Annotated in this window: 24 protein-coding genes and 1 pseudogene; 15 read left to right on the top strand and 10 right to left on the bottom strand. The window is 59.3% G+C overall.

Features of this window, described 5'->3' with window-relative positions:
- Nucleotide 1: 1 nt before the first annotated feature.
- Both AB7828_RS14550 and AB7828_RS14545 read right to left on the bottom strand, forming a co-directional pair.
- Entirely contained in the window at nucleotides 2–739 is a 738-nt protein-coding gene (locus tag AB7828_RS14550; RefSeq protein ID WP_120286792.1) for a PIG-L family deacetylase, read from the bottom strand.
- A complete protein-coding gene (locus AB7828_RS14545; protein ID WP_081422130.1) occupies nucleotides 739–1878 on the bottom strand; it encodes an acyl-CoA dehydrogenase family protein in 1140 nt (379 codons plus the stop codon). The genes AB7828_RS14550 and AB7828_RS14545 overlap by 1 nt, the downstream gene beginning before the upstream one ends.
- A gap of 93 nt (nucleotides 1879–1971) precedes the next feature.
- Here AB7828_RS14545 and AB7828_RS14540 point away from each other — a divergent pair, with 93 nt between their 5' ends.
- Entirely contained in the window at nucleotides 1972–2199 is a 228-nt protein-coding gene (locus AB7828_RS14540; protein ID WP_068738721.1) for a hypothetical protein, read from the top strand.
- A 145-nt stretch (nucleotides 2200–2344) separates the two neighbouring features.
- Here the strand turns inward: AB7828_RS14540 and AB7828_RS14535 are convergent, their stop codons facing one another.
- Entirely contained in the window at nucleotides 2345–2554 is a 210-nt protein-coding gene (locus AB7828_RS14535) for a hypothetical protein (RefSeq protein WP_120286791.1), read from the bottom strand.
- Between the two features lie 966 nt (nucleotides 2555–3520).
- A complete protein-coding gene (locus AB7828_RS14530; RefSeq protein WP_439060533.1) occupies nucleotides 3521–5443 on the bottom strand; it encodes a PAS domain S-box protein in 1923 nt (640 codons plus the stop codon).
- Nucleotides 5444–6137: 694 nt separating this feature from the next.
- Between AB7828_RS14530 and AB7828_RS14525 the strand changes: the two genes are divergently transcribed.
- From AB7828_RS14525 to xth, 12 genes are all read left to right on the top strand, one after another.
- Nucleotides 6138–6362, top strand: a complete 225-nt coding sequence (locus AB7828_RS14525) for a hypothetical protein (protein ID WP_147421556.1) — start codon at nucleotides 6138–6140, stop codon at nucleotides 6360–6362.
- A 96-nt stretch (nucleotides 6363–6458) separates the two neighbouring features.
- Nucleotides 6459–6674 (top strand): hypothetical protein, encoded by a 216-nt coding sequence (locus AB7828_RS14520; protein ID WP_081422127.1) that lies wholly within the window; start codon nucleotides 6459–6461, stop codon nucleotides 6672–6674.
- Between the two features lie 692 nt (nucleotides 6675–7366).
- Nucleotides 7367–7528: a DUF2934 domain-containing protein gene (locus AB7828_RS14515; protein WP_120286788.1), complete on the top strand. Its 162-nt coding sequence runs from the start codon at nucleotides 7367–7369 to the stop codon at nucleotides 7526–7528.
- Nucleotides 7529–7639: 111 nt separating this feature from the next.
- Nucleotides 7640–8500, top strand: a complete 861-nt coding sequence (locus tag AB7828_RS14510) for an SDR family oxidoreductase (RefSeq protein ID WP_120286787.1) — start codon at nucleotides 7640–7642, stop codon at nucleotides 8498–8500.
- Nucleotides 8501–8541: 41 nt separating this feature from the next.
- Nucleotides 8542–8817: a SemiSWEET family sugar transporter gene (locus AB7828_RS14505; RefSeq protein WP_068738714.1), complete on the top strand. Its 276-nt coding sequence runs from the start codon at nucleotides 8542–8544 to the stop codon at nucleotides 8815–8817.
- 67 nt (nucleotides 8818–8884) lie between these two features.
- The gene (locus AB7828_RS14500; RefSeq protein ID WP_120286786.1) at nucleotides 8885–9451 is read left to right on the top strand and encodes a phosphatase PAP2 family protein; all 567 of its coding nucleotides are present in this window, start codon (nucleotides 8885–8887) and stop codon (nucleotides 9449–9451) included.
- A complete protein-coding gene (locus AB7828_RS14495; protein ID WP_120286785.1) occupies nucleotides 9448–9786 on the top strand; it encodes a DUF3147 family protein in 339 nt (112 codons plus the stop codon). The genes AB7828_RS14500 and AB7828_RS14495 overlap by 4 nt, the downstream gene beginning before the upstream one ends.
- 433 nt (nucleotides 9787–10219) lie before the next feature.
- Nucleotides 10220–10819 carry a cysteine hydrolase family protein gene (locus AB7828_RS14490; protein ID WP_441230487.1) on the top strand — a complete coding sequence of 200 codons (600 nt, stop codon included), beginning with the start codon at nucleotides 10220–10222 and terminating at the stop codon, nucleotides 10817–10819.
- A 766-nt stretch (nucleotides 10820–11585) separates the two neighbouring features.
- Nucleotides 11586–12095 carry a (2Fe-2S)-binding protein gene (locus tag AB7828_RS14485; RefSeq protein WP_439068588.1) on the top strand — a complete coding sequence of 170 codons (510 nt, stop codon included), beginning with the start codon at nucleotides 11586–11588 and terminating at the stop codon, nucleotides 12093–12095.
- Entirely contained in the window at nucleotides 12092–13105 is a 1014-nt protein-coding gene (locus AB7828_RS14480) for an FAD binding domain-containing protein (RefSeq protein ID WP_120286783.1), read from the top strand. The genes AB7828_RS14485 and AB7828_RS14480 overlap by 4 nt, the downstream gene beginning before the upstream one ends.
- 20 nt (nucleotides 13106–13125) lie before the next feature.
- Nucleotides 13126–15381, top strand: coding sequence for a xanthine dehydrogenase family protein molybdopterin-binding subunit (locus tag AB7828_RS14475; protein ID WP_120286782.1), 2256 nt, complete (start codon nucleotides 13126–13128; stop codon nucleotides 15379–15381).
- A 119-nt stretch (nucleotides 15382–15500) separates the two neighbouring features.
- Nucleotides 15501–16268: an exodeoxyribonuclease III gene (xth, locus tag AB7828_RS14470; protein ID WP_441230486.1), complete on the top strand. Its 768-nt coding sequence runs from the start codon at nucleotides 15501–15503 to the stop codon at nucleotides 16266–16268.
- A 9-nt stretch (nucleotides 16269–16277) separates the two neighbouring features.
- Here xth and AB7828_RS14465 read toward each other — a convergent pair whose 3' ends face one another.
- Entirely contained in the window at nucleotides 16278–16646 is a 369-nt protein-coding gene (locus AB7828_RS14465) for a hypothetical protein (protein ID WP_120286780.1), read from the bottom strand.
- Between the two features lie 161 nt (nucleotides 16647–16807).
- Here AB7828_RS14465 and AB7828_RS14460 point away from each other — a divergent pair, with 161 nt between their 5' ends.
- A complete protein-coding gene (locus AB7828_RS14460) occupies nucleotides 16808–19195 on the top strand; it encodes a PAS domain S-box protein (RefSeq protein WP_120286779.1) in 2388 nt (795 codons plus the stop codon).
- A gap of 5 nt (nucleotides 19196–19200) precedes the next feature.
- On the opposite strand, the gene dinB is transcribed toward AB7828_RS14460, so the two are convergent.
- Nucleotides 19201–20313 (bottom strand): DNA polymerase IV, encoded by a 1113-nt coding sequence (gene dinB, locus AB7828_RS14455; protein WP_120286778.1) that lies wholly within the window; start codon nucleotides 20311–20313, stop codon nucleotides 19201–19203.
- Nucleotides 20292–20561 carry a hypothetical protein gene (locus AB7828_RS14450; RefSeq protein WP_120286777.1) on the bottom strand — a complete coding sequence of 90 codons (270 nt, stop codon included), beginning with the start codon at nucleotides 20559–20561 and terminating at the stop codon, nucleotides 20292–20294. The genes dinB and AB7828_RS14450 overlap by 22 nt, the downstream gene beginning before the upstream one ends.
- A 257-nt stretch (nucleotides 20562–20818) precedes the next feature.
- On the opposite strand from AB7828_RS14450, the pseudogene AB7828_RS14445 reads away from it, so the two are divergent.
- A pseudogene (locus AB7828_RS14445) lies at nucleotides 20819–22479 on the top strand (acetolactate synthase large subunit).
- A 408-nt stretch (nucleotides 22480–22887) separates the two neighbouring features.
- Here AB7828_RS14445 and AB7828_RS14440 read toward each other — a convergent pair.
- The 3 genes from AB7828_RS14440 to AB7828_RS14430 all read right to left on the bottom strand — a co-directional run bounded on the left by AB7828_RS14440 (nucleotide 22888) and on the right by AB7828_RS14430 (nucleotide 25945).
- Complete coding sequence (locus AB7828_RS14440) at nucleotides 22888–23361, bottom strand: TspO/MBR family protein (protein ID WP_120293167.1); 474 nt, start codon at nucleotides 23359–23361, stop codon at nucleotides 22888–22890.
- Between the two features lie 416 nt (nucleotides 23362–23777).
- A complete protein-coding gene (locus AB7828_RS14435) occupies nucleotides 23778–24599 on the bottom strand; it encodes a DUF1365 family protein (RefSeq protein ID WP_120293169.1) in 822 nt (273 codons plus the stop codon).
- Nucleotides 24599–25945 (bottom strand): NAD(P)/FAD-dependent oxidoreductase, encoded by a 1347-nt coding sequence (locus tag AB7828_RS14430; RefSeq protein ID WP_120293171.1) that lies wholly within the window; start codon nucleotides 25943–25945, stop codon nucleotides 24599–24601. The genes AB7828_RS14435 and AB7828_RS14430 overlap by 1 nt, the downstream gene beginning before the upstream one ends.
- Nucleotides 25946–26033 lie beyond the last annotated feature (88 nt).

Below are 26033 nucleotides of genomic sequence, written 5' to 3'. Positions count from 1 at the left end.
CTCATCGGGAGACCTCGTAAACGTACTCGTGCTCGCCAAGGAACGGCGCCAACGTCTCTTCGGTGAACCGGAAGCCCGTTGGATCGTCTTCGATAAGCGTGGACATCTGCGAAGCGTGGGCCGCGATAGCACGGTGCTTGAGATCACGTTCTCCAGCGATATCCAGCCGGTGGCCCCGCGGGAAGCCTGGGACATCGTCGTCCTGATCGAGGTGCCACCCCCAGATGGGGTAGGCCCAGAGCCTGACAGCTGGGTTGGCGACTCCGGCCGCCTTGGCGATGGCAGCGGCCGCCTGATGATCGCAATGCGGATCCCGATCCCACGTCACAAACAAGGCCTTTGCGCCCGTCTCCTGAAGAAGGTCGGACACGGCGCGGACCGCCGCGTCGAACTGGGGTCCCTCCAGAGGAGCTTGCGTGTCGGGGAGGTCGAGATGGCGTACGAACGCCGGATGGAGGCCCAGAATTTCGCCTGCCGCCCTGACTTCCGCCTTCCGGAGATCGACCAGCCGTTCCGGAGGGTACTGGACCGACCGGGGGTGCGAACCCGCACCATCGGTCAAAACCACGACGTGAACCTTCTGGCCTGCTTGGCAGGCCTGAGCGATCAGACCGCCAAGACCTAACGTCTCGTCGTCCGGGTGCGGCGAGAGAATTAAGAAGGGCGCACCCTCCGTCAGCGCCTCGCGCGAGATGATAGGAAGCGCCTTCGTCACTTCGAGATATTCCGAAACCTTCACTAAAAGTCTCCTGCCGACCGCGACGAACTCAGAAAGACCTGAGCCCCATCGCTCATGGCGCGGTCCGGCACCGGTTGCCGCAGATACGTCGCCAAGTCGCGGCAGATGCGCTCAACGTCGTGAGGACGCACAAACGCCCGAAGCCCGATGCCCCTCTGGACGGTCTCCATGACAGTCAGGGCGGATCGTTCGACAACCATCCGGGTGAGGTTGGCGAAAGCCACGATGCTTTCTGGATCATCTTCGACCGCCAGACGGCGCGCGGCGTCCTCCACCCAAAAGCGCGCCGTCGTCGCGTCGGCGACACAAGTCGCAAGGCGCTCGAGCTGATACGCGTCTTCGCCCCTTGCTGAGGAATTAAGGTGCTCTCGGAACAGGTCGACTAGCCGTTCCGTTGCGCCGGTATGGACGGCGCAGAAGCGCCATGCGCCGCCCGAGAAGTGCGGCTGTCGCATGAAGTCGCCGGGAGCGCCGATCCGCTCACGATCCGTGATGCGTCGCCCGGTGAAGTCGACCGTCCCGGTCGCCGTCGCGCGCATGCCTTGCGCCTGCCAGCTGGACGTGTCGTGCGCATATCCGATCTCGAGGTCGAGCAGGCACATCTGCTGCCCCTCCGGTGCTGATGCGGTAACCAGGGGACGCGTCACGAACCCGGCGCCCGACGCCAGGATCTTGCGGCCTTTGAGGACGTTGCCATCCCGCTCCGGGGTGATCCTCAGGCCCTGCGCGTCGTCGGCGCCCCATACTGCGGACAGCGCACCATCACGCACGCTTCCCGCGAGACCTTCGATCTGCGCTTGTGTTCCGTAACGGCAGACCAGCCCCACCGCGTTGACGTGGCCCTCAAATATACGGGCAAGCGAGAGGTCCGCTGCGCCGAGTAGACGCAGGATGGTGCAGAGTTCGGCGCCGAACCGCGGGTCCCAGAGACTGCTGCCGCCGAGCTCATGAGGCAGTGGGCTCATGGCCAATCCGCTGAAGCGGAAGTCCGTCCAGACGTCCGGTGCGATGTGAGCAGTTCTGTCCGTATCAAAGGCGCGGCTTGAGAGCTTCGCGGCGAAGGCCTGCGCATTCTCCAGCAGCTTATGACATTCGGAAGGGGCGAGAATGACGGTGTCCTCACGACAGTTGGCGAGCATGCGATGAAGTCCGCAGCGCACCGATAGTTCCGATCTGCTGGAACGACTCCTAATCTTGGCGTTGTCCTCGGGCACTCCTTTTGGACGAACTATATGGCGACCATCGAGCTGCAGCCACACAACGAGAACTCCCAGACGTGGCTGCTCGTCTGGGCCGAGCGTCAGGAGATCGTCGGACGCGTCCGACGGGGGGAGGATGGGTGGTTCCATATCACCGCTCACGGACCGCACTGGAGCCCCATGAAGAGTTTCGCCGGCGACAAGTTCGACGACCCGTCCGAGGCTCTGAAGCAGGCTCAGGCGTATTTCGGAAACCGGTAGGGCACTGTCCTACAATAAGCAGATAGGACAAAGGCCACGTCGTCATGGGCGATGCGGCCTTTCTTTTTAAGCATTATCTAGTCGATCGTTCGAAGGACCAACCGCACATGCGAAGGGCCGTAGGCGCCAGCGGGCCGCGGCCATCCTAATGCGGTTTGAATAAACTCACGACGAAGTCGTCGCCGACAAGGCGAAACGACGCTAGGTCCGTTCCAGTCCGGTCCATTTCCTCGATTGGAATCCGTAATGGACCGCCGCCAAGCCGCTTCAACATGACGATCAGCAACTGATCTTTGAAACGATCGACGAGACCATCGCCGTTAAGTCTCGGATCACTTCCTAGTGCAGTCTTCATGAAACGCTCCGCGGCCGCTTAACGGCCTTTGCTGGTGAATCGTGGGCAAAGACGCTGCCTCCAAAGAGATCCAAGCGAGTCATCGCCCAGGCGCAAGCACGCCGGAAAAGGTCGTTAGATAGCCAAGGCTCAAGGCGCGGAGAGCTAGGCGACCTTGATCGTTGAGACTGCGAAAGCGAGTTCAAGCGTCCGGCGACTTCACTGTATGACCAAGTGAAAATTGTTAGCGTTGTTCCCAAGATGTACCGCTGACATTGGTCCATCCACCGAGCAGAGCCGCCTGCCATGCAAATTATTACTACTGCCGCGGCGGCAATCAGGCCGACAGCGTCAACGTCACCAAGATCCGAAGTCCCGCCCCATTAAGGCAATCCGCTGGGCCCGCTGGCGTCCCGTTGCCGACCGCCGGCCGCAAGATGAGCGCAACCGGGCAGGCCGTGAAGGAGGGAGCGAGGCCTAGTCCTTCGCCGCCTTTGCTAGGATAGCCCGTGCCTGCTCCAAAATCCGACGTGCAATTTCAAGCTTGGCCACCTGCTCGGCGTCTATCCCGGGGATTGTGGTTCCGTCCCTTGTGACCATGGCAAACACTTCCACGCTGACGAACGCGAAAACAGTTTGATCTTCAAAAGCACGTTCCAAAGCTGGCGCGAAACGGCGCCGCGGCCCTCAAGGACAACGAACAAGGCGGCAAGCAAGACGATCTGCAACGTGGAGTCTGACAGAAGGGACATGGCGCCCTTACTACGTTCATTTCGCAGATGCGTTCCAATCTAAACTGCGTTCTCAACACTCTGCATTTAGATAAAATTACGGCCACGCAATCGAAGGCATCGTCGCATCGCGAACCCATGAGGGACCTTCGCCTTGCTCCATCGGCTCTCGCCATGGCAGGCAAAGTGTCATGAGCCGATGAGGCTGACGCTAGTCAAGACAGGTGGGCGTAAGATCCGGTGCATTGTTTGTGGTTCAATTTAATAGAGCGCCCTTCGATCTTTGGTGAAGGGCTGTCTGTAAGGCACTACTCAGCTCATGAAGCTCGTAAGGTTTTCGCAACAGCAAAAATTCAGAGCCCAGTTTCCGCGCTGCCTCACTGTAGCCCGTTGCGAGAACGACGGGGATGTTCGGGTAATTCTGCCTAAGATGTCGGGCCAGGCCGAGACCATCCATTTTTCCAGGCATCACGACATCGCTGAAAACGAGGTCGATGCCGTCGTGCTCGATCTCGCGCAATGCGGACTCCGCGTCCGGTACGCATTTCACGCGATATCCCAACTCTTCCAGAAATACGGCGCTGGCGGTGGCAACATCCGGATTGTCTTCAACAAGAAGGACATTGCCGGCGCCTTTGGCCAGAACCTCTGCTTCGTGCGCACCTGCATGGCCTTCGCCACGCGGAAGCCGAATGGTGATTTCCGTACCAGCGCCGAGCTTGCTTTGGATTTCGACACGACCGCCGGCCTGGTTGGCAAAGCCATGCACCTGTGAGAGTCCCAATCCTGTTCCTTTGCCGACGGGTTTGGTCGTGAAAAACGGATCGAACACCTTCGCAATGACGTCCTCGGGAATACCTGCGCCGGTATCAGCCACCTTGATCTGCACGTACTCGCCTTTATCCTCTCCATCCCTGACCCGGTAATTTGCTGCCGTAATCGTCAAGGTGCCCCCGTCGGGCATGGCGTCACGAGAGTTGATGCTGAGATTGATGAGTGCAGTTTCGAGTTCGGTTGGATCCGCGAAGATTGGCCAAACTCCGGCCGGTACGGAGATTTCGAGCTTGATCGCGCTACCCAGAACGGTAGCCAAGACCTCGCGTACAGCTTGCACGGTCTCTTCAAGATTGAGCAGCGTCGGAGCGACTTGCTGACGCCGCGCAAACGTCAGCAACTGACGAGTAAGTGCCGCGCCGCGACGAACGCTTGCCTCAATCGCTCCTGCTGCCTCGATCACGCGGGGGACAATGGCATGCCGTTTGATCAGCCGAACGTTACCCGTGATTGCCATAAGGAGGTTGTTGAAGTCATGAGCCACTCCGCCGGTCAGCTGACCGAGCGCATCCATTTTCTGCGCTTCCGCCAGCTGCTTTTGCATACGTTCAAGTTGCTGCGTTGCTTGACGTCGCTCTGTGATGTCGCGCGTGATCTTGGCAAACCCGATCAGCTCGCCTGCGTCATTGCGGACGGGATCAATGACCACACTCGCCCAAAAGAACGTGCCGTCTTTGCGGACGCGCAAGCCTTCTTCTTCGTAACGGCCCTTTTCACGTGCAATGCTGAGAGCACGCGCTGGTTTTCCAGCGTCCCGGTCGCCGGGGGTATAAAAGCGCGAAAAGTGCTGACCGATAATCTCGTCAGGAAGATAGCCTTTGATCCGCTGACCGCCGAGGTTCCAGCTGGTGACATGACCTTCCGGATCAAGCATGTATAACGCATAGTCCGTGACATTGCTCACCAACAGGCGAAAAAGATTTTCGCTTTCGCTCAATGCGGAGCGGGCTTGCATCCGTTCGGTGATGTCCCGCGTGATCTTGGCAAAGCCGACAAGGACATCGTTTTCATAGATGGCGTCGATAACCACGGACGCGAAAAACCGCGTACCGTCTTTCCGCATCCGCCAGCCTTCCGCTTCGAAGCGCTTATTCCGGCGTGCGGCCTCCAATGCGGTGGCGGGAAGTCCGGCTTCGCGATCCTCCGGCGGATAGAACACCGAGAAGTGCTGGCCCACGATTTCGTCGGCGCCATACCCTTTGATCGTCTCGGCGCCTGCATTCCAGTTTGATACGATGCCGTTGGGGTCGAGCAGATAAATCGCATAATCTGTGACGCCTTGAACGAGAAGTCGGAAGGCGCGTTCGCTTTCTAAAAGATTGCGGTCGTTTTTTGTTTTTGGCATCATTCACTTTCCGCGAACCAATCCCTCTGGTAGAGGCGATAACTGCCATCGTTTAGCGGCACGGGAGTCGCAGGTCAGAGTAGGCTCCCCCACATACGCGGCACAAGAACACTTTTACCGTCAGATTTGGAACCAAAGTTTGCTTTAAGGATTGTCTCTGCCTTCTCAGATTAGCCGCTCGTTACGGCGATAAATTCAAATTTCTAGAAGAGGGCAAGGCGACCGGCCGGAGGATCGCCTAAGCCGCGACCTTGTGCGGGCACGGGCTCTGTCGATGAGGATCAGGCTTGGGTCTGAGAACGGCGCTCAGTTCAGCTAGTTGGTCTGAAGGGCGGCCCGCTCGCAGTGCCTTTTGCTGCACGGACAAATCTGTTGTGCCGTCCCCAACGGGACGATTCGCCGTCGATAATCGCTGACTTGGTTTTTAAATGCCACGCGTCGGTTGCGATCTTCTTAAAGCGTCCCCGCCAGTCGTGAAGAAGTAAGGCGATGCTCCCTAGGCCCAACATTCTCGGCGCTGTAGCCCTGCCGTTGCTACCCGGCAGAGCGCTTATTCTGCGTGACGCCGGCTCGCGCGAACCGCCCGACCAGGTTTTCAAAGCGCAACGGGAATGATCTTGGACCGGGAAGAACCGTCTTGCCCGGAACAATACTCATAGTGAGTGCTTGTGCAACGACCCGATGAGGACGCGCCATGACCGATCAAGAGACGCCATGTGTAAGTGACCAATGGTCTGATCTGAAGGCCACCGTGGCGGATGGTGTCAAAGCCGTCGCATCAACAATGGGAGAAGCAATCGAGGAAGGCAAAAAGCCCGGCAAGCCGCTCGACATACTAAGCAAGCTTACGCGTGAAGCTCCGCTCGGTATGTTGTTGGCAGCATTTCTCATTGGCCGGGCACTGGCACGGCGGCAATGATTAGGCCCGTTGCCTTTTGAGATCGCCGAGCACGACGCTTTTGGCAGACATGAATCTAGCAGTGGCTTGTGACCGACAGTTATTCCGGAGGACACTATGGGTTTAGCAACTTATGCCGTCATCGAATCTAACGATGGCTGGGGCGTTCTGCACGATGGAGACGTGGAAGGGAAATTCCTGACCAAAGAGTCTGCTTTCGAAGCAGCCGTGGCTGCAGCGTCTCTTGCGATCCGCCAGGGACACGAAGTCCATGTCAGCGCCCCGAGCAGCGAAGCCGGAAACAAGACAGCGCTTGGCGGTCCAACAAATTGACGGGGGCTCAAGCTGCGTGAAAGGATATGAATTGGGACGAGATGATGATGGCGCCGAAGTAAAGTCAGCGCGCAAAGCACGCGGCGCCGAGCCAGGGCCGTCGGTTCGCAACGTTTTAATTTGGAGCCTTGGCTTAGTTGTGGCCGCCTTTGCCGTTGTATATTTCCTGTTTTTCAAAACCTAGCCGACCGTCAGCTGGTGGCGACGTACCCGCTTGGAGACGCCGATCAGGTTGCCGCCTGTTACTTAGAAACGACTTACATTCCTTCCTCTTTTGAGGTTGAGCGTCCTGTTCGCATGGTGGCCGTTCCGATGGCCCTGCCATCGCTCCAAACGTGGCGGAGCTTTTGCTGTCATAGCCGTTGGTATGCAGTAGCCGGATGAACTCGTCCATCGAGGCATTAACTGTTGGTACGCTCGGCAGCTTCCGGTGTGAGGGTGAGGCCAAAAAGCCGGCTGATGGATTCGCGAAAAGCCATGCGAGTCCCCTTTTTTCGTGACAGCGCTTTGCTGCGCGGACGAGAGAAAGGTTCATTCGGGAGCGACAGTCCTAACGGAATATTCTTGGACGGGGAACTGGTCGCATAGTGGCGTCTTAAGCGCACAAGCAATTATAGCGATCGATGCGCTCGCCTGCATGACTGTACCAAAGCGATTCGCCGCCGCAATTATCCGTTTTTGAGGAGAGGCCGATGCCCCGATACTCTGAAGAACAGATCCGAGAGTACGCTCACAAACTTTGGGAAAGGGAAGGTCGCCCGGAAGGTAAGGCCGATGACTTCTGGCACCAGGCCAAAAGCGAGCTCGAAAGCGATGCGCCTGGCGACGAAGACCCGAAACCGGTGCCAGAGTAGGAAAAAGCGCTGCCCAAGCGCCCCTTCGTCATTGGGCGGGCGATGTCGCCACCGGCGGAACGCTGCATCCGATCAAGCGTTTTCGATTGGCACTTATCTAGGAGCTGGTTCATGCCCCATTCTTATCCCGCGCCTCCGTTTGCTGCCCAGAAACAACCGATGCCCGGCCGAACGGAGGCCATGCAGCCTCGTCCCGATCATGGCGAGAGCAGTTACAAGGGGGGTGGTCGATTGCAGGGCATGAGAGCGGTAATTACCGGTGGCGACAGCGGGATCGGCCGCGCTGTCGCGTTGGCCTACGCACGCGAAGGTGCCGACGTCTTGATTTCTTATCTCGATGAGACCGAGGATGCCCTCGAAGCTAAAGCTTTAATCGAGCGCGAAGGCCGCAAGGCCATAATGGTCCCAGGTGACATCCAGCATCGGCGCCATTGCGACGTGATTATCGATAAGGCGGTAAGGGAATTGGGCGGGATCGACATCCTCGTTAACAACGCCGCGCATCAAGCGACCTTCAAGGACATCGGCGACATTTCCGATGACGAGTGGGATTTGACGTTTAGGACAAATATCTATGCAATGTTCTACCTGACAAGGGCCGCCGTGCCTCACATGAAGCCGGGAAGTGCGATCATCAATACCGCGTCGGTCAATTCGGATATGCCGAACCCCACCTTGCTGGCCTATGCAACGACGAAGGGGGCCATTCAGAATTTCACCGGCGGCTTGGCGCAGATGTTGGCCGATAAGGGCATCCGCGCAAACGCGGTGGCACCGGGACCGATTTGGACGCCGCTCATTCCATCCACTATGCCAGACGAAGCCGTTAGAAATTTCGGCAAGCAGACGCCGATGCAACGTCCCGGACAGCCCGCAGAGCTTGCAACCGCCTACGTGATGCTCGCAGATCCACTCTCAAGCTACGTTTCCGGGGCCACGATCGCCGTTACAGGCGGCAAACCTTTCATCTAATCGGATCGAGCGTTTCGCGGCAAAGCAGTGGGGTCTCATCGGTGTCCAGCATTTTGCCGTGGGTGGGAGGGTTCGCCGCTGTCCTGACTTCGCTGTCGTACATTCCCCAGGTCCGGAAAGCATTGCCCCGGAGCTCAACCAAAGATCTGTCGCTCAAGATGCTTGTGGTGCTGACATCAGGCCTGGGTCTGTGGATCGGCTACGGTCTACTCAAGGGCGACTGGATCATCGTTCTGGCGAACAGTATCGGCTGTGCGCTGACAGCAACCGTGCTCGGCTGTAAAATACGAGACATTCGCGGGGAGGACTCTGCATAGGGAGCGGAACCTGGCTGCATGATCAGGGTTTAGAGTGCGTGTTATCTAGGTGTCATACGGAGATGCCATGCGGCCAATAATGGTACCACCCACTCTCCTTGATCGCGAGGTCGCAGCAACCGCCGTTCGGCACGCACATGCCGCAAGCGAACAAGTGGCCGAAGCTCTGACGTGGGGCGCGGACGAGCATGTTCTCGTTGTTGCTGCAGCGGCCTTCTGGCTCCTGTCGCGTAGCGGCTCCCCCCGGAAGCGAACTGTCGGTACGCATTTTCTGGCGGCCTCGTTGGCCACGGCCGTTGTGCCGCATGCACTGAAGCATGTTTTCAATCAACGTCGACCGGATAGGCTCACCATTCTTGGCCATCTACACGGAGTACCGATCTCAGGCCGCCCGAATGATGCGTTCCCCTCGGGGCACGCGATGCATATGGGGGCTCTCGCGAGCGCAGCATCCTCATTCGATCGGCCGTATCGCGAGCTGACCTGGACGGCTGCGGTCGGTATCTCGCTGACGAGGATCTATGTTCTCGCGCACTGGACGAGCGATGTGGTCGCGGGCTTCGCCAGCGGATATCTGATTGATCGGCTATTGAGACGCTGGACCGGCTACGGCAATGGGACGACGACGCCATGACGGATTACGCCTTCCGATTTTTCGTTGGAGGGGCAGTCGTCTCGATATTCGCGCTGCTCGGAGACGTGTTACGGCCTAAGTCCTTCGCGGGACTGTTCGGCGCCGCGCCATCGGTGGCCCTGGTTTCGCTCGCGCTCGCAATCTCCAGGCACGGACCGGACTACGTCTCTACGCTGGCTGCTTCGATGATGGCCGGCGCGACCGCTCTTCTCGTGCTCAGCTTCGTGACGTGCCGTTTACTCAAACGCACGGGGTTGTCAGTTCTATCTGTTACCCTGCTCGGGTTTCCCCTGTGGCTGGTAGTCGCGTTTGGCCTCTATGGGATGGTGGGCTGAATGTTTGTTCGAGCCTCATTCTCGTCGTTGAGCGATGGTCGCTGGTACGAATACATCGTCCGGTTCCTGCTGGGCGGAGCATCGACTGCAATAACTGGCCTGATCGGCACACGTTGGGGTCCGGGCGTCGGAGGTCTGTTCCTGGCATTTCCAGCCATGCTCTGCGCCAGTGCCACGCTGGTCGAGGCGCACGAAAGGCGCCGCAAAAGGGAAATTGGCCTGCAGGGCAAGAGACGTGGTGAAGACGCCGCTGCGCTCGAGGCCGCTGGAGCGGCTCTGGGAAGCATGGGCCTCGTTGCGTTCGCTCTCACAGTCTTCCTCGTAAATGCCGCGGCTCCCTGGAGCAGCTTGGCGCTGGCATCTCTGGTATGGGCGGCGACCGCAGGTTCTTGCTGGTGGACTTACAAGAGACTTCGCAGGACGTGGACCTGAGATGGGCGAGCTCCGATCAAGAATAGACACCAGTCGGGCAGTGCACTTGTGTCTGGACATGCAGAGGCTGTTCGGTCCCGAAGGGCCTTGGCCGACACCTTGGCTCGAACGTGTCATGCCGGCGGTGGAAAGCCTCGTCCAACGTGACCCGGCACGGACTGTCTTTACGCGCTTTATTCCCCCGGCGTCGCCCGAGCATGCAAATGGGATGTGGCAGAGCTACTTCCGAAAATGGCGGTTGGTCACGCGCGAACGTCTGGACCCGCACCTCCTCGAGCTTATGCCGCCTTTGCAGCGACATGTCCCACCGGCGATTGTCTTCGACAAGTCTGCGTATTCTGCGTTCTCGAACGGAAGGCTTCACGATATTCTGCAAGACGGTAACGTCAATACCTTGATTGTGAGCGGCGCGGAGACTGACGTCTGCGTTCTCTCAACCATCTTGAGTGCTGTTGATCGCATCGTCGTTGCGCAAGATGCGATGTGCAGCTCAGCTGACGAAACTCACGATGCCTTACTTGGCTTGTACGCCCGGCGTTTCGACCTACAGATCGAACTGGCAGATTGTGCCGAGATCCTTGAAAGATGGTCGCAGGCTTGAATGCAGTCAGGGCTAGGCTGGGCGGGCGAAGTGTTTGGCGCGCGCGCCACAGGCGCGGGCGACCAAGACCCACAAAGAGGAGACCCCGATCATCGGGGTCTCCTTCTGGTTGGCATCACGCGCTAGTTGCCGCCGCCGGCACCACCACCAGCGCCACCACCACCACCACCAGCACCGCCGCCCGAAGTGCGACCTTCGGCAGAGCTGTTAGACCCGGTAGTTCCAGTCGCTGCATTCGATCCACTAAGGGAGCTGGCATTGTTGCCAGTCTGCGATCCTGCAGCGTGCGGCGCCGCGTGTGGAGTGCTCGAGGTCGGGCGATCGACTGCCGTCCCCGTACTGGTAGTGCCGGGCTGTGTAACGCCATTGCCTGCGGAATTGACCTGAGGCGCGCTCGGATTTGCACCGCTCTGTGCGAATGCGGCAGGAGCAGTCATCAGTGCCGCTGCCGCAACTGCTATCAACGTCTTCTTCATATTGTCCTCGTTCGTTGTCATGCCCCGAGCTGGATGAATTAACTTGCTCGCTTGTTGTTCCTGGCGAGAAATCGCGCAACAGTGGAACAACACTCGCTTCTCCTCACCCATTTGCCCGAGGCGGTTCCCCGACAGCATCCTGGCGGCCTTCCGACGGCGCGCCTGAGACGCCAGAAGCGGGAAGGTTGGCCTCGCCGATCGGTGCGGGCAAGCCGATCCTGAGGGCGGAAGAAAACGGAACATCCTACGATTAGAATGGTTCTGATGGCGAACGCATAGCGAGGCGCCCCGTGAACCAGATCCCACATCACCCACAGATCCCAATTTGCCTGACGATCAACGGAACGTTGCACGAACTCAAAGTAGAGCCGTGGGTGACGCTGCTGGACCTGTTGCGCGAGCGCCTCTCGCTCACCGGGACTAAGAAGGGATGCGATCAGGGACAATGCGGCGCCTGTACCGTGCTCGTCGATGGCAAACGCGTCAATTCGTGCCTGGCACTCGCGGTGTCGCGCGACGGCGCCGAGATCACCACTATCGAAGGGTTGGCTCAGAATGGCGAACTGCATCCGCTGCAGGTCGCCTTCATGGAGCGCGACGCGTTTCAATGCGGCTACTGTACGCCTGGCCAAATTTGCTCAGCGGCGGGTCTGCTGGCGGAAGGCCACACCCGTAGTCGGGCCGAGATACGCGAGCATATGAGCGGCAATCTGTGCCGCTGCGGCGCCTATACCAATATCGCCGACGCGGTCGAGGACGTGCTGATGCCGCGCATCGCGGCGAAGGAGGCCGCCGAATGAACCGGTTCGAATATATCCGCCCGGCCACAGTGGCCGATGCCATCGCGGCGCTGAATGAACCTGCAGCGCGCGCGCTGGCGGGTGGCACCAATCTCGTCGACCTCATGAAATATGATGTGGCGCAGCCGTCGCGGCTGGTCGACATCAACCGGCTTCCGCTCAAATCGATCGAAATCACTCCCAGTGGAGCGCTGCGCATCGGCGCGCTGGTCACCAATACCGATCTGGCGTGGCATCGAGACGTTCGGGAAAAGTGGCCGATACTGTCAAGCGCCATTCTTGCCGGCGCATCGCCGCAATTGCGAAACGCAGCTACAGCCGGGGGAAACCTGATGCAGCGAACCCGCTGTTATTATTTTTATGATCCGTCGACAGCCTGCAACAAGCGACAGCCCGGAAGTGGCTGCTCCGCCATTGGCGGCGTCAATCGCATTCACGCCATTCTCGGCGCCAGCGATAGCTGCATTGCAGTCCATCCGTCGGACATGTGCGTCGCGATGGCTGCACTCGATGCATCCGTCGAAGTCGAGGGGCCGGACGGCAAGCGATCGATTCCGATGTCTGGTTTCCACCGCCTCCCCGGCGGAGAGCCCGAACGCGACAACACGCTGAAGGGCGGCGAGCTCATTACATCGATCATTATCCCCAAGCCCGACTTCGGTGCCCATCACACCTATCTCAAGATCCGGGACCGGCTCTCCTATGCCTTCGCGCTGATCTCCGTCGCCGCCGCGCTGCGTGTGGAGGAGGGCATCATCCAGGACGTCCGGATCGCGCTCGGCGGGGTCGCGCATAAGCCGTGGCGGGATTTTGACGCAGAAAGATCGCTGAAAGGCGAGCGAGTCGGGACCCAGAGCTTTAAGCAGGTCGCTGATTTCATTCTTCGTGATGCGAAGGGGCAGGGCGACAACGACTTCAAGATCGAGCTTGCTCGCCGCGCTATCGTTCGTGCGCTGGAGCAGGCGGCTGCGGGCACACCGCAGGATCAGGCCGACAAATCGATCCACTAGAAAGTTAACGGGACCATCGCATGTCAGTTGGTGAAATCACGCATATCGGACGTCCGACCAACCGGGTCGACGGTAAACTGAAGGTGACCGGCCAAGCGCACTACGCGGCGGAGTATCCTGCTGACGATCTGCTCTATGGCTACATCGTTGGTAGTACGACCGCCGCTGGACGGATCGCGGCGATGGACTTGGATGCAGCAAGGCAGTTTCCAGGCGTCGTCGAAATCTTCACGCACGAAAATCGCAGCAAGGCGGCATGGCTTGATCGTAGCTGGCGGGACGAAGTCGCGCCTCCTGGCCATCCGTTCCGGCCGCTGAATTCGGACCGTATCCTGTTTGACGGTCAGCCGGTCGCGTTGATTGTCGCCGAAACGTTCGAGGCCGCGCGCGATGCGGCCTCCCTGGTTCGCATTGCCTATGATGTCGATGCGCATTGTACCGAGCTTGAGGCGAAGCGGGCAGAGGCCTATGTGCCTCCGAAGAAGCGTAGCGGTATTCCGCCGCCACCGGACCCGCGCGGCGATGCCGAGCAGGCGTTTCAAGATGCGCCCGTCAAGATCAGCCGCGATTACCGGATCAATGCCGAGCACCACAATCCGATGGAGATGTTCGCCACCACCTGCGTGTTCGAGGGCGACGGCAAGCTGACGATCTATGACAAGACGCAGGGCTCCCAGAATGCGCAGGGCTATGTCACCTCAGTGTTCGGCCTGCGCAGCAAGGATGTCCGCCTGGTCAATCAATATGTGGGCGGGGCATTCGGCGCCGGCTTGCGGCCGCAGCACCAATTGTTCTTCGCCGTCATGGCCAGTCTCGAACTCGAACGCTCGGTGCGGGTGTCGCTGACGCGTGCTCAGATGTTTCATATCGGCTACCGGCCGGACAGTTACCACACCGTCTCGCTCGCCGCCGATCGCGATGGGCGGCTGCAGTCGATCATGCATGATGCCGTTGCCTCGACCTCCCATTACGAGGATTATCAGGAGGCTGTCGTCAATTGGTCGGGCATGATGTATCACTGCGACAACGTCAAGCTGACCTATCAGCTTGCCAAGCTCGATACGGCCACGCCGTGTGACATGCGCGCACCCGGCGCAGCCATCGGCGTGACAGCGCTCGAATGCGCGCTCGATGAACTTTCATACGAACTCGGTATCGGTCCGCTCGAAATCCGGCGGATCAATTTCGCCTCGAAGGACGAAAACACCAACAAGCAGTTCACATCCAAGGCGCTTCTGGAATGCTACAGCGAGGGCGCTGCGGCATTTGGATGGGAGAAGCGAAGCCCCAAGCCGCGTGCCATGAAGGAGGGTCGCGAGCTGATTGGATGGGGCGTCTCAACGGGAATGTGGGACGCCTTCCTGCAAAAGGCCCAGGCCACTGCGACTCTCAAGGTGGACGGGACGCTGGAGGTGGCAACGGCGGCGTCCGATATTGGCACTGGGACCTGGACAATCCTGACGCAGATCGGCGCCGAAGCGTTCGGATTACCACTCGAAGACGTTCAGGCCAGGATCGGCGATTCGACTCTGCCGATGTCGCCGGTCGAAGGAGGTTCGTGGACCGCAGCGTCGAACGGCTCGGCAGTTCAGGCCGCATGTGAGGCGGTCAAGCATTCTCTGTTCAAGCAAGCCAGGAAGATGGCCAATTCGCCTCTTGCGGATGCAAGTTTCGAAGACGTCGAGGTTCGGGATCGACGCATCTTCCGGAAGGATGATCCGGCGCGCGGGCTTTCCGTTTTCGAAGTCATGCACGCCGCCGAACTCACGGAAATCACCGAGCAGGGCAAAGTCAGCCCGAACCTGCGACAGATGCTGAAATATATCAGCTACACGAATTCCGCGGTGTTCGCGGAAGTGCGCGTGGATGAAGATCTGGGGGTCGTTCGCGTGACGCGCGTCGTGTGCGCGGCGGCGGCGGGCAAGATCCTTAATCCCAAGACGGCCCGCAGCCAGATCCTAGGCGGTGTGGTGATGGGAATCGGCATGGCGCTTCACGAGGAAGCCATGACGGATCATCGCCTCGGCAAGATTATGAATGCCAATCTCGGCGAATATCACGTTCCGGCCCATGCCGACATCGAGGATATTGAAGTGATCTTCGTCGATGAAAAGGACGACAAGGTCAGCCCTCTTGGCGTCAAGGGCCTGGGCGAGATCGGCATCGTGGGAACCGCGTCTGCCGTCGCTAATGCGATCTTTCACGCAACTGGTGTGCGGGTGCGTGATTTTCCCATCACGATTGACAAGATTTTGAATGCTCCACGACCGTCCTGAGTTCATCTCGTACAGACCCAACGGTGGCATACGCCGATGGGGCTTCACTTGTCGGCTTTGGAGCCCGGGCCTCTGCATGACTGAGCTAAATGTCCGTAAGCCTCGGATCAGGAGAGCGCGTGAAGATCGCTACCTTCAACGTGAACAATATCAACAAGCGATTGCCCAATCTGCTGGCATGGTTGAAGTCGTCGAAACCGGATGTGGCCTGTCTTCAGGAGTTGAAGGCCGCCAATTCCGAATTCCCGGAAAGTGCGTTGCGTAAGGCGGGCTATTTTGCCGAGTGGGTTGGGCAGAAGACTTGGAATGGCGTCGCAATCCTCGCTAGAGAATCCAAGATCGTGGTAACGCGCAGGCGGTTGCCTGGTGACGAGAGCGACGAGCAAAGCCGATACATCGAGGCTGCCGTCGACGGCGTTCTCGTTGGCTGCGTCTACGCACCCAACGGCAATCCGCAGCCGGGACCGAAGTTCGATTACAAGCTCACCTGGCTGAAGCGTCTGAACGCCCACGCCGGCAAGCTGCTCAAGTCCGGTGCTCCTGCCGTTATCGCCGGCGACTTCAACATCGTGCCAACGCCCTTCGACATCTACCCGACCAAGTCGTGGGACAAGGATGCGCTCGTGCAGCCGGAAAGTAGGGCGGCGTTCGGCAAGCTCCTCAAGAAGGGGTGGATCGATGCACTGCGCGAACAGCATCCGGAGCCGATGTATACGTTCTGGTCGTATTGGCGGAACCGCTACGAGCGTGACGCTGGCCTTCGCATTGACCATCTGCTTCTCAGTCCTGCGCTGAGCCCGCGGCTTGCGCAGGCCGGTGTCGACCGAAAGGTGCGCGGCAAGCTGGATCCAAGCGACCATGCTCCAGCGTGGATAGTGCTGAAGTAGCGCTACGCCTTACTTTTTTGCTTTCCGATCGACCCGGACGTCGCGGAATTCCTCGGGCCCTTTGAGCAGGCGCCGCTTCCGACTGGCCTGATCGTCCGCACTGGCGCCCTTGTCCGTCAGCTTGTCAATTGCGCCGGCGGCCATCTCACTGGCACGGGCTCTATGAGCGACGTTCTTTCTGCGAGACGGTTTAACGGTAAGGCCCAGTTCGACAAGGCGGCGCACAGCTTCTGAGAGTTTCGGAGTGTCCGGCTGAAACTCGGCCCAATGAACAATCCTGCCGCGTAGTTCGTCTGCGGCGCGAAAGCCGAGCATTGGCGTTTGGCCGGTCGCAGGTCGGCCTTTTGATTTTTGCTTTGCTACTGTCGTTTTCTTCATAAGATAATGTTTAGCATAAATGCCAGACCGCGAGAAGTTGGAACTCTGCGTCATGTTATTGAGTTGCGATCTCCGAGGGCACGCTGTTTTAGCGGACTTTCCCCCTGCGCCTTGCTAAACAGTGTGAGAGCGGCCGACCGCCGCATGATGGCGAGGAAGCCGTGGCGAAAGAACTGACAGCGTCCGAACAGGCCCTGCGCGATCGGGAAAGCGAACTCGCGGAGGTCCAACGGATCGCGAAAGTCGGCGGTGTGATCGTCGACCTGCGCGATGGATTTCAGAACCGACGATCACCTGAATATCTCGCCATACACGGGTTACCCCCTGAAGCTGCAAACGAGACACATGAAGACTGGGTCGCCAGGCTTCATCCGGACGACCGGGAGCGCGCTGAGCGGCAATTTCTGGACCTTCTGAATAGTGATGCGGAACGTTATTCTTCGGAGTATCGCATCATTCGGCCCAGCGACGGGGAAATTCGCTGGATCGTAGCAGAGGCGCGTATCGAGCGTGATCCAGAAGGCCGACCGCTGCGGATGATCGGCGCTCATATCGATATCACGGAACGTGCGATCGCCAGAGAGGCGCTACGCGAGAGTGAAGAGCGGTTCCGATTGATCGCCGACAGTGCGCCAGTCCCGATGTGGGTGACACGTCTTGATCGGACGCGGTCCTTCGCAAACAAAGCCTACCTGGAATTTCTTGGCCTTGAATATGAAGAAGCGTTGGCTTTCGATTGGAGGACCATCCTTCACCCGGACGATATGGCGCGCGTCGTGCGCGAGAGCATTGCAGGTGAGGCATCCCTAAAGCCGTTCGTGCTGGAAAGCAGATATCGACGTGCGGATGGCGTGTGGCGTTGGGTCAGATCCGAATCGCAACCCCGATGGGACCCGGCGGGTAAGCATATCGGCTTTATTGGGGTTGCCCACGACATCACGATTGCAAAAGAAGCAGAGATCGAACTGCGTGGGTTGAATGAGGTGCTTGAACGGCGGGTTGAAGAGCGAACCGCGCAACTTCATACCCACGAGGCTCATTTACGAGCCATTTTGGAGACGACCAACCAGTATCAGGGATTGCTCGCGCTGGATGGTACGCTCGTTTTCGCCAATGCGGTCGCACTTGCCGCCATCGCGGTCGAAGCGAAGACAGTGCTCGGGATGCCGTTCTGGGATACGCCCTGGTTTACTGCGACGCCCCGTATGCCCGAACGAGTTCTCAGCGCGTTTAAAACCGCACTGAGCGGCGATGCGTGGCGCGCCGAAGTTCAATTGAACCTATCCGGCGCGGGGCGGCATCTCGACCTCGCCATGCGCCCAGTATTTGGCAGTGGAGGTAGGATTACAGCCGTCTTGGCAGAGGCCGTCGATGTGACCGAGCGTCGCCGGAACGAGGACGCTCTGCGCCAGGCTCAGAAGATGGAGGCGGTCGGACAACTCACCGGAGGCGTGGCGCACGACTTCAATAATCTCCTGACGATTATCAGGTCAGCCACAGATTTTCTTCGTCGGCGCGATCTTCCAGAGGAGAGACGAGGGCGGTATATCGACGCGATTTCCGATACAGTTGACCGTGCGGCCAAGCTGACCGGACAGTTGCTTGCATTCGCTCGCCGACAGCCGCTTGCTCCGCGCGTCTTCAATGTTTGTACGCAGGTCGCGAGCGTGGCGAATCTGATCCGACCACTGGTCGGCGGCCGGATTCAGATTGATCTGGAAGTTCAGACTGCCGACCAGTTCGCCATGGCCGATATAACGCAGTTCGAAACCGCGTTGGTCAATCTCGCTGTTAATGCACGCGACGCCATGAACGGCGAAGGGCGCCTCGTCATTGGTGTCGCGGCAGTGGGTTCGATCCCGGGGATGCGTTCTCATCCTTTGAGGGAGGGCGACTTCATCGCGGTTTCCGTAACTGACTCTGGCGTCGGCATAGCTAGCGAGTACCTGGATGCGATCTTCGAACCATTTTTCACGACCAAGGACGTGGGAAAAGGAACGGGCCTCGGCTTGAGTCAGGCCTTCGGGTTCGCCAAACAGACGGGCGGCGAGATCGGCGTCAGCAGCACGCTTGGAGCGGGCGCGACGTTCACAATTTATCTGCCGCGGGCCGAAACTGGCGCCGAAGTCGAAAGCAGCGCGCCGCCATTAGCAAGCGCAGCGACAAGCGGGCGGGGGCACCGCGTTCTTGTTGTCGAGGATAATACGGATGTCGGGGGATTCTCGACAGAGCTTCTGCAGGATCTCGGATACGCAACCGACTGGGTGACGTCAGCTTCCGCGGCACTGGACGTTCTAGCCAAGGATGAATTCGCATTCGACCTCGTGTTTTCGGACGTCATCATGCCCGGCATGAACGGGGTGGAGATGGCCACGATTATCCGCGACCAATACCCTGGATTGCCGGTCGTTCTGACAAGTGGCTACAGCCACGTTCTAGCCGAAAACGCCCATACAGGCTTTGAACTCATCCAGAAGCCGTATTCGGTTGAGCTTTTGTCGCGCACGCTGCGCAAGGCGATCACTGATCGACGGACTGAATCGGCTTAGCGCTGCTAGATTGGTAATTGGAACTGGGATTGCGCGTCGTCCCCCTTCGTCTGAAGTGTCGATAGCGAAACACCGAGAAGCCGCACGGCTTTCGGCAGTGGCATCGAGCGTTCGAGAAGTGATGCCGCGACCCGTTCGAGCTCTTCGCGGTTTGATACGGCTGTCGGCATTGATTGGCTTCGTGACATGATCTCGAAGTCAGCGTACTTCACCTTCAGCGTGACGGTTCGTCCGCGGTTCCCTGTGTTCGCACAGTGTTGCCACACTTTGTCGACGAGGGGCTGCAGCGCGGCAATCATGGCGTCGAACTCGGTGAGGTCGTCGGAGAAAGTGTTCTCGGCGCCGACGGATTTCCGCATGCGGTTGGCGCGGACAGGACGCTCTTCGATGCCGCGTGATATCCAGTAGTAATAGGTCCCGGCTTTGCCGAAGTGTGCCTCCAGGAACGTCAGCGACTGGTTCCGGATGTTTAGTCCTGTCTGGATACCCAATGCGTTGAATTTAGCCGCAGTCGCCGGTCCGATGCCGTGGAACTTGCCGACGGGCAGGGTCTCCACGAAGGCCGGGCCCATCTCCGGAGAGATGACGTACTGACCGTTTGGCTTGCGATGGTCGGAGGCGAGTTTGGCCAGGAACTTGTTGTAAGAGATGCCGGCGGAGGCATTGAGCCCTGTCTCGGCTTTGATTTTAGTGCGGATCGCCAGAGCGATGTCGCGCGCCAGTGGGATGCTCTGAAGGTTCTCGGTAACATCCGGATAAGCCTCGTCCAGCGACAGCGGTTCGATGATCGGCGTGTGCTCGGCGAAGATCTCTCGGATCTGCTGGCTAATAGCCTTGTAGACCTCGAAGCGCGGTTTCACGAAGATTAGATCTGGACACTGACGTTTGGCTATAACGGACGGCATCGCCGAGTGGACGCCGAACTTGCGGGCTTCGTAACTCGCTGCTGCCACGACCCCGCGCTCCTGAGAGCCGCCGACGGCGACAGGTTTGCCGCGAAGCTCTGGATTATCCCGCTGTTCGACTGACGCGTAGAAGGCATCCATGTCGATATGGATGATCTTACGCTGTCGGATTTCCGGCGCGACGTCGTTCGTCACCGGGCCATCGGTTTCCATTTGCCATCTCTGATCGCCAGCATCGCCTTCGCGACCGGAGTGGATGCGCGATCGGCCGCTCCATCGGCCGCCGCCTCGACGGCGCGCCAGTCGATCAGAACGGTGCCGTCCGGAGCGACCTCATAGAGGCCGACGCCCACTGGAGTGCCTGAGATGCGCTCGGTTCGGACGGGGCGCTGCGTGATGTCTTGCGCCAGCGCGGCAGCGGGCAGCACGATGGCAAGTAAGGCGATCCACATTTTGCGCATTTGGTGCATCCTTCTTTGGGCCTTGGACTACGATCTTTCAGGGCAAGCAGATCGGATCGCCAACGGCCAAGGATATGGCGTCTCGAACGCGGGTCAGCAACCATTGTCCTCTCGGCTGCCGGTCGGTTCCTGGCAGGTGCAGGAGGCGCATATCCGGGCAATCTGGGAAGGGCGCGCTCCGACGCCTAGTCCACCAAACGTTTCATTAAATGGACCTGTTTGTCCAATACGGTGCTGGGCAAACGGAGGAGCTTACGATGAACAACGAGGAACGGGAAATGAAAGGCTCCGATCTGCTAGTGGCGGCTCTCGAAAACGAGGGCGTCGACCGCATCTTTGGCGTTCCCGGCGAGGAGAACCTCGACGTCGTCGAGAGCCTGCGCAAGTCTTCCATCGAGCTGGTCGTCACGCGTCACGAGCAGCCCGCCGCCTTCATGGCTGCGACCCACGGGCGTCTCACAGGGAGGCCTGGTGTCGCGCTCAGCACTTTGGGGCCCGGAGCCCTGAATCTCTCTACAGGGGCTGCTTATGGACTCCTGGGAGGCATGCCGATGGTCCTGATCACTGGCCAAAAGGCGATCCACGCCAGCCGACAGGCGCACTTCCAGATCGTGGACGTCGTCGCGAGCATGAAGCCGCTCACGAAACTGTCGCAGCAGATCGTAAGTGCGTCTTCCATCGCGACTGTCGTCCGGAACGCTTTCCGGATTGCGATGGAGGAGCGTCCCGGACCCGTGCACCTGGAGCTTCCGGAAGATGTCGCGGCGGAGAAGGTGTCCGGCGTTTCGGCCGTCCCGGTCCACCCGACCGATCTCCCGGCGCCCTCGATGGACGCCGTCCGGAAGGCGGCTGAGCTCATCCTCTCGGCAAAATGCCCGTTGCTCATGTTCGGTGCCGGTGCCAGCAGGCCCAGGCTGGCGCCCGCGCTCTCCGAATTCGTCCGCCGGGTGAAGATCCCATTCTTCAACACGCAGATGGGGAAGGGGGCCGTCGGCGGGGCGTCCGACTACTATGTCGGCACGCGGCGCTGAGCGAACGCGACTACGTCCATCGCGCGATCGACTGCGCCGACCTGATCATCACCATCGGCCACGACACCATCGAAAAGCCGCCATTCATCATGGGGCGTGGCCGCCATCAGGTGCTCCACATCGGCTTTACGCCGGCGGCGGTCGAGGAGGTTTACTACCCGCAAGCTGAACTTATCGGCGACATTGCGAAAGGTCTCGACATGCTGGCGGCCGAGCTCGATGGGAAGCTCAAGCAGACCACGCAGTGGGACGGCGTGCGCGCGGATATCCTGCGCCACATCGGCGACCGGGCCAACGAAGACCGCTTTCCGCTGACCCCGCAGCGGATCGTCCACGACGTCCGCCAGGTCATGCCACTCGACGGCATCGTCGCGTTGGACAACGGGATGTACAAGATATGGTTCGCGCGTAACTACCGCACGGACGTCGCCAACACGCTGCTGCTCGACAATGCGCTTGCGACGATGGGAGCGGGGCTTCCGTCGGGCATGATGGCGGCGTTGCTGAATCCGAAGCGCCGTGTGCTCGTTGTCGCCGGCGACGGCGGTTTTATGATGAATTCGCAGGAACTGGAGACCGCGCAGCGTCTGAAGCTCGATCTGGTCGTGCTCGTCATCGAGGATCACGCCTACGGGATGATCAGGTGGAAGCAGGCCGTCGACGGTTTCGCCGATGCGGGGATGACTTTCGGCAATCCGGATTTCGTTGCCTACGCGCAGTCCTACGGTGCCCAGGGTCATCGCGTGACAGAGGCGGGCGGTCTGGCACCGACACTGGAGAAGGCCTTCGCGGCTGGTGGCCTTCACCTCGTAGTGGTGCCGGTGGACTACAGCGAGAATGTTCGTGTTTTGGTGGATGAACTGGCCGACATGCAGCAACAAGAATGAAAAACCATTCGACAACTGAAACGGGTTAGGCATTTGCAGTGCGAAGGGACATCAGGCCAATTCGTTCCCCTATTCGTTTGAACCCAGTTTTGGTGCTGGCCTGTTTTTGGCCGCAGTGGCCTATTCTGGCCGCGCCCTTATTTCGGAGGTTCTAGAGAACCAATTTCTCCGTCCCGCGTAACGATATCGGCGGAGGGTGGAATGCATACACGACGTACAGTCGGGGAGCTTCGAGAGAAGGTAGATAAGTATCGGGCCATGGCCCGGATGACGACCGATCCTGAAACGGCCAGACGTATTATCGAGCTTACTGACGAATTGGAACAACAGGCCCGCGATATCGAGCGAGGAAAGTAAGGCCTCAATGGGCGGCCTCTTTCGTCAATGCGGTCTCATGCCACGTTGTCGCTAATTCATTGTAAGAATGCGAGCATTGAGTGCAGCCGCAAAAAGTATCCAAGCGAGATAGGGCAAAAGCAGCAAGGCGGCGGTGCTGTCGACGCCCAAGCCTATGATGACGGTCACTCCTATTGCCGCGAACAACAGCGAAATAACAATCATGCCAGACCGCAGATCGTGGCGACCGAAGAAGAGCGGCGACCATATCGCGTTCAGGGCGAGCTGGATGCCGAATGCGCCAAGAGCTGCGGTTCGAGCGGGCGAAGGAGGCGCCTCCCAGAACATCCACACGGACAGCGCCATGAGGAAATACAGGATGGGCCAGACGATGGGAAACGCGATGCGCGGTGGTGTCCACGATGGTTTCGCCAAACTCGCGTACCAAGTCGGAATCTCAGGCGTCGTAACCCGAGCGCCGATAAACGCGACGCTATAACAAATCCCAAGTGAGCAGAGTAAGGACGCGACCGAACTGTTAGTCATGCACCGTTAAGTCCTTGCGTTCTCGCCAGTTCCCCGGCCTCAGACGACTTCCACATTAACGTGGCGCCGCGCTCGTGCATTTCGATGATGCCGTCGGAGACGTCTTGTCGCGGTCGGCCGTGTAACTCCGACACTCCCGGCCTTCAGGAGTGTGCCGTTCCACTCGCCAACGGGCATGCGGCCAGCCATCGCGTCCAGTGCTTGCTTTCAGGTCGCAGAATGTTGGTAGTCCATTGTCCGGCTTTTTCCGGAGTTATTCCCCGGTGGCGTACTGCTTGCCCTAGGCGTCCGGCTTGTCGGTGCGCTCCTTTGCCTTCTTGGAGAAGGCATCGCTCGACGACGGCATCCCCAGCGTAGCACGGCCAACTCACGCCATCTTCCTTTCGGCGGATGAGGTAACGCTCTCCCAGATTTGGCTATCGGAGGACATTTGTCGTGTCCTTCGTCAAATGGGGGGCTGCTTCGAGATCGCGGCCGAGTGTTATCGGTCGATCGGGGGGAGAAGGGTGGTGATGCCGGCGAATGCCCTTGAGCCAAATCAGCAGTGCTTCCCAGTGGATGCCTGCGATCACCTTCAAGGTCAGCAGGGGGTAAACGCAGAAGGCGTGCGCTAGAGCTGCGTCGGTCAGATTCTGGCGGGTTGCAGCGAGCTTGGCGATGAGCAGCGGCCCTTGTGCATCGTGACCGATGACCGAAACCGTCAAATTCTTTCCCGGAGGGACGACAGAAAACGAATAGACCATGTCGGTGCTCATGAAGGGGGAAACGTAGAAGGACTTCTGGCTTTTCTGGCGGATTGGCACTTTCGTGTCGCGGGCAACGGGAATGAGATAATTGTGACGCTCACCGAACGTATTGCTGACCTCGTATAAGATCGCCGAAATCGAGTTGTCTCGCCTGTAGCAGAAATAGATGCTCAGCGGATTGAAGGCGTATCCCAGGATGCGCGGCATGGTGAGAAGCCGGAGCGGGCCGCCGGCTTCGATGCCGGCCTCTTGCAAATGCCGCTCGATCCTGGCCCGCGGCGACGTGGTCTCTCCCTCGCCGTGATCCCGATCATGGAAGCTGAAGAGGTTGAAGCGGTTGTGCGAGAAGAGGTGCAGCCTGCCTGCCAGCATATCGACTTCATCAAGATCGAGAAGCATGTAGAAAATGCTGTAGCGCAGCCGATGCTCTCTTGGCCGCAATCGGTGATGCATCACTGAGCCGGAGTAGAGGGCCGAACGAAAGCCCGACATCAGGCAGCCTCCGTTTCAGGCGTGGCGAGCACAGTCTCATGAACATGGATGCGGCCGGATTCGTCAGCGACTGTCCAGGGGCGCCGCAGGTCCCCGAGGGCTTCAGCGACGGCAAGCCCGGCTTGTAATCCATCCTCGTGGAAGCCGGCGCCGAAGTAAGCCCCGCAAAACCATGTATTGCGCTTGCCCTGCAACGACCAAAGCTCTCTCTGCGCTTGCATCGCCTGCGCATCGAAACGGGGATGGCTGTAGCGCATTTCCCTGAGAATAGCGTTGGGTGCGATCTCCCGGTGGGGATTGAGCGTGACGAAAAGCGGTCGCTCGCTTTCGATTTCCTGAAGACGGTTCATCCAATACGTCACGGCGAGCTTGCGACCGCCATCGTCGTCCCTCGCCATGTAGTTCCAGCTCGACCAGACCCGGCGGCGGCGCGGCATCAAGCGAGGGTCCGAATGAAGGACTGCATCGTTGTCGATATAGTCGAACGCGCCGAGCAATCGCCGTTCCTCGCTGCTCGGATCAGCAAGCACTTGGAGCGCTTGATCCGCGTGAGTGGCAATCACCACCTGATCGAAACGGCGACGATCACCGTCATATCCGACGACCTCGGAACCGTTCGTGGTGCGAACGATTGTACGGATCGGATAGTCAGACACCACTTCGGCTATGGCGTCAGTAAGCACTCGCACATAGGAGCGGCTGCCGCCGCACACGGTGCGCCAGATCGGGCGACTAGACAGTTTCAGGAGGCCGTGGGTGTCGCAAAATTTGATAAATGAAGCCGCTGGATAGGCCCCGATCTTTGCAGCAGGCGTGGACCAAATGGCCGCCGCCATCGGATAGAGATGATCGTTGCGGAATCCTTCTCCATAACCGGCGGCGTCGAGATACTCATCGAGCGTAATCAGGCCCAAGGCCGCCACATTGCGTGGCGCCTCGCGATAGAAGCGCACGAGGTCGCGCAGCATCCGCCAGAATCGTGGGCTGATGGCGTTTCGACCCTGCGCGAACAGGCCCAGAAGGCCGGTTCCGGAGTATTCGAGCCTGCCATCGTCGAGCGAGACGGCAAATGACATGTCGGATCGCTTCGTGGCGACGCCGATATGCTCAAAGAGTGATGTCAGGTTTGGATAGGTGGATTCGTTGAAGACGATAAAGCCGGTATCGATCGCGGCGCCCGCGGCATCGACCGTGTGGCTGTGCCCACCCAGGCGGCTATCGGCTTCATATAGAACAACCCGATGTCGTTTTGAAAGCAGCCACGCTGCGGACAGGCCGGAAATACCACTCCCAACAACGGCTATGTCGAGGCTTCCGCTATGTGCCGCGGCGTTAAGGCTGTTCATTCTATCACTCCCAGCAATCTTTCTCGTCAAAAGACTTCCCTCCACGCGCCAAGCTGCCAATATTTACGGAACCCAGCGCGCATTGGAT

Source organism: Tardiphaga sp. 215_C5_N2_1 (genome assembly GCF_052076055.1).
In the GTDB taxonomy this organism is placed as follows: Bacteria; Pseudomonadota; Alphaproteobacteria; order Rhizobiales; family Xanthobacteraceae; genus Tardiphaga; species Tardiphaga robiniae.
The sequence above is the reverse complement of the archived record's forward strand: the minus strand, read 5'-3'. Positions and strand labels throughout refer to the sequence as shown.

Bases quoted from the DNA above. Each gene is read 5' to 3' on its own strand.
- AB7828_RS14545 (WP_081422130.1), bottom strand. From the start codon at position 1,878: ATGCTCGCCAACTGTCGTGAGGACACCGTCATTCTCGCCCCTTCCGAA.
- AB7828_RS14535 (WP_120286791.1), bottom strand. From the start codon at position 2,554: ATGAAGACTGCACTAGGAAGTGATCCGAGACTTAACGGCGATGGTCTC.
- AB7828_RS14475 (WP_120286782.1), top strand. From the start codon at position 13,126: ATGTCAGTTGGTGAAATCACGCATATCGGACGTCCGACCAACCGGGTC.
- AB7828_RS14495 (WP_120286785.1), top strand. From the start codon at position 9,448: ATGACGGATTACGCCTTCCGATTTTTCGTTGGAGGGGCAGTCGTCTCG.
- AB7828_RS14515 (WP_120286788.1), top strand. From the start codon at position 7,367: ATGCCCCGATACTCTGAAGAACAGATCCGAGAGTACGCTCACAAACTT.
- AB7828_RS14490 (WP_441230487.1), top strand. From the start codon at position 10,220: ATGGGCGAGCTCCGATCAAGAATAGACACCAGTCGGGCAGTGCACTTG.
- AB7828_RS14465 (WP_120286780.1), bottom strand. From the start codon at position 16,646: ATGAAGAAAACGACAGTAGCAAAGCAAAAATCAAAAGGCCGACCTGCG.
- AB7828_RS14430 (WP_120293171.1), bottom strand. From the start codon at position 25,945: ATGAACAGCCTTAACGCCGCGGCACATAGCGGAAGCCTCGACATAGCC.
- AB7828_RS14450 (WP_120286777.1), bottom strand. From the start codon at position 20,561: ATGCGCAAAATGTGGATCGCCTTACTTGCCATCGTGCTGCCCGCTGCC.
- dinB (WP_120286778.1), bottom strand. From the start codon at position 20,313: ATGGAAACCGATGGCCCGGTGACGAACGACGTCGCGCCGGAAATCCGA.
- AB7828_RS14500 (WP_120286786.1), top strand. From the start codon at position 8,885: ATGCGGCCAATAATGGTACCACCCACTCTCCTTGATCGCGAGGTCGCA.
- AB7828_RS14435 (WP_120293169.1), bottom strand. From the start codon at position 24,599: ATGTCGGGCTTTCGTTCGGCCCTCTACTCCGGCTCAGTGATGCATCAC.
- AB7828_RS14540 (WP_068738721.1), top strand. From the start codon at position 1,972: ATGGCGACCATCGAGCTGCAGCCACACAACGAGAACTCCCAGACGTGG.
- AB7828_RS14480 (WP_120286783.1), top strand. From the start codon at position 12,092: ATGAACCGGTTCGAATATATCCGCCCGGCCACAGTGGCCGATGCCATC.
- AB7828_RS14440 (WP_120293167.1), bottom strand. From the start codon at position 23,361: ATGACTAACAGTTCGGTCGCGTCCTTACTCTGCTCACTTGGGATTTGT.
- AB7828_RS14525 (WP_147421556.1), top strand. From the start codon at position 6,138: ATGACCGATCAAGAGACGCCATGTGTAAGTGACCAATGGTCTGATCTG.
- AB7828_RS14510 (WP_120286787.1), top strand. From the start codon at position 7,640: ATGCCCCATTCTTATCCCGCGCCTCCGTTTGCTGCCCAGAAACAACCG.
- AB7828_RS14520 (WP_081422127.1), top strand. From the start codon at position 6,459: ATGGGTTTAGCAACTTATGCCGTCATCGAATCTAACGATGGCTGGGGC.
- AB7828_RS14530 (WP_439060533.1), bottom strand. From the start codon at position 5,443: ATGCCAAAAACAAAAAACGACCGCAATCTTTTAGAAAGCGAACGCGCC.